Source organism: Bacillus sp. JJ864, assembly GCF_036963045.1.
Lineage (GTDB): Bacteria > Bacillota > Bacilli > Bacillales > Bacillaceae_G > Bacillus_A > Bacillus_A pseudomycoides_C.
Genome location: NZ_JBALLY010000103.1, coordinates 10,017 through 12,549, shown reverse-complemented (window position 1 = coordinate 12,549; position 2,533 = coordinate 10,017). Strand labels below are relative to the sequence as shown.

The window sequence follows — 2,533 nt, the reverse complement described above, 5'->3', positions numbered from 1 at the left end:
ATACAAAGAAATATTTAACCTCTTCATTTTGTTCTAATAAATCTTTATTGGAAAGAATTGATTGCAAAACGGAAGGTATTAAGATAGATTTGTCTGTTAATAAATCAGCCCCATTATAGTCTTGGGTAATTCCAACAAATATTTGATTATTTAGTATTAAGAGATTTGAAGGCGTTCTCTCAGACCATTTTGGAGTAGAAATAAAAAATATATTATGTTTATCACTATCTAATTTTACATTTAGATCCTTATTTATCTCATTAGTAATCTCATGAATTTCTTTTAAATAAGATGGAATTTCTTTGTATAAAAACGTCATAGATGTAGGGAAGACTATTTCTTTATCATTAACCTTTTTGCTTTCCATTAGTCCACCTACTACTGTTAAACCATCTTTGGTATACCCAGACCAATGTCCATTTCCTTTATATGGGATATTTGTTTTCAAATCCAAATTACCATTATATTTTAAGTCAAATTGCACATCATTATTAAGCTCCATTGGAATATGTTTTAGTTCACCATCTTTTACTTTCATCGCTTGATGTGAACCTGGAATTGGATACCAAATAAAATAGCTAGGTAACATTATAGATTGTTCATTAGCAAAATAGAACGGAGAACTTAGGCCCTTATATTCAATTTCAATTTTTATTTTCTCATTTTTTTTAATTAATTCCGTTGAGGTTATGTTTATCTGATCACCTTTTTGTTTAATATTCACCATCTTTCCATTTAATTTTGCGCTTTTTACTTTTAAGCGATGATACAAACTAAATATAAACTCTTTACTGTCAGTTGTAGTAGTTAATTCCATTATTGCTTTGGCAGATAAAGCTCTGGATTTTTTTAATTGGATATTGTAAGAATTAAGAATTAATTTATTACTATTTTTAAAATAGACATCCGGATTTTGTTTATAATAACTATAGTCATACCTCAATATTGAATCTTGACCATGTAAAATTGTTACAATCTGATTTGTCTGCATATATGAGTATATAAGGGGTGCGAGAATAAGCAAAGAAGCTATTGTAATAGAAAGTTTTGTTTTAAAGTTTCCTACATAAGATTTTTTCAATAGCATCAATAAAACCACTGTAAGTACTATGGTTAACATAATTCCTTTTATTATCCAGCGTTGCGTTTCTATTGGTAGGCCATAAACAGGATCATAAGGTTCATTAGGATCTGTTTGTCCAAGATTTAAGAATATGAGAATACCAGAGAGATCTCTTTTGATTATAGTCATAATAGGCTCTAATGTAGCTATATTTAAAGGTCCTAATAAAATCCAAATGAAAACAAAGAAAATGTACGCAATTTTTGAGTTAGTATATATCCCTATCCCTAACCCAATTAACCCTGAAATCAGAAAAGATATTCCAAAGTATAAAAATAAATATGGAATAGCTTTTAGGTAAAATATCTTTGGAATAGGGTGAAAGGAATACACAATATACAATATTATTAGAGCCAATAAAACAAATCCTATAGTCAAAGTAACTAACGTTAATATTTTCCCTATAGATTTAACAAAATAACCCCTTGGTAAAGTATTAAAAATTTCCTCAGAATAAGATACCACTTCTTGTTTCATGATATGAAATCCTAAAATCATATTCATGAAAATACCAGCTTGTATAATAAAAGCTGTTGAGGTCAAAGCATCTCCTGGATTTAATGGCAGAAGTCTATTATATTGAATTGCGAAAAAAGGGATAGATACTATAATTAATATCCAAAAATAAATATTTCGTAATAATAGCTTCAATTCAACTAACCAAGCATCAATTATCCTTTTTAACATCATTTCCACACCTATCAGCATTTATTTTTTAAGAAAAAGGAGGGAGAAAGTTATTTCTCCTTTTCCCTCCCTTGTCTTCCTTTTATCTAACAGCCTGTCCCCAACCATTACAACCAGTATAATAAGGACCATCAGGATCAAGATGTACGTAGTAATTTCCAGATGAACCGTTTTCATGAGACCAACTACTGGAGCTTTCAATATTTAATTCTTTACCTCCAACCCTTACATCTGGACCAGTTACATTTCTATAAAGCTCAACCCATAATGAGTTATTTGAAGTATCATAATTTGCTCCTGACATAGAAACAGATCCTTTACTCATATATGCAGTAGGTCCATCTTCGCCATCAGAAACTGCTTTAATCGTTGTATAACTAGAACCAGCAAATACATTACTTCCAATACCAAAAGTTAAAGCAGCAATTGTAATAATTCCAAATACCTTACTTTTTCTTGATTTCTGAATTTCTTTAAACATAATGTGTCCCTCCCGATTTAAGTAATGATGAATTAATTTATAGGTTACCTCCTTTCTTTATTATTGAAAATTTGACATAATAACCCAAATACCTTCAATTAATATTTTAATTACTTGTAAATAAGTTGATAAAAAATTTTGATTCGGGGTAATGAATTTTCAAAATTCCGACAAGTTAATATTAGAATCTTAAAAAAGGGCGTAATCAGTATGAAAAAGAAAAATTGTAACTACTCAGCCAT

General features: G+C 29.2%; 2 protein-coding genes. Both read right to left on the bottom strand.

The genetic code is table 11. The features are described from left to right. The coding region (locus tag V7024_RS16290) for an ABC transporter permease (protein ID WP_335521793.1) at positions 1-1,810 on the bottom strand (1,810 nt) is incomplete at its 3' end. An 82-nt stretch (positions 1,811-1,892) separates the two neighbouring features. Continuing rightward, the gene (locus tag V7024_RS16285; RefSeq protein ID WP_335521791.1) at positions 1,893-2,291 is read right to left on the bottom strand and encodes a hypothetical protein; all 399 of its coding nucleotides are present in this window, start codon (positions 2,289-2,291) and stop codon (positions 1,893-1,895) included. Positions 2,292-2,533 lie beyond the last annotated feature (242 nt).

Bases quoted from the DNA above. Each gene is read 5' to 3' on its own strand.
- V7024_RS16285 (WP_335521791.1), bottom strand. From the start codon at position 2,291: ATGTTTAAAGAAATTCAGAAATCAAGAAAAAGTAAGGTATTTGGAATT.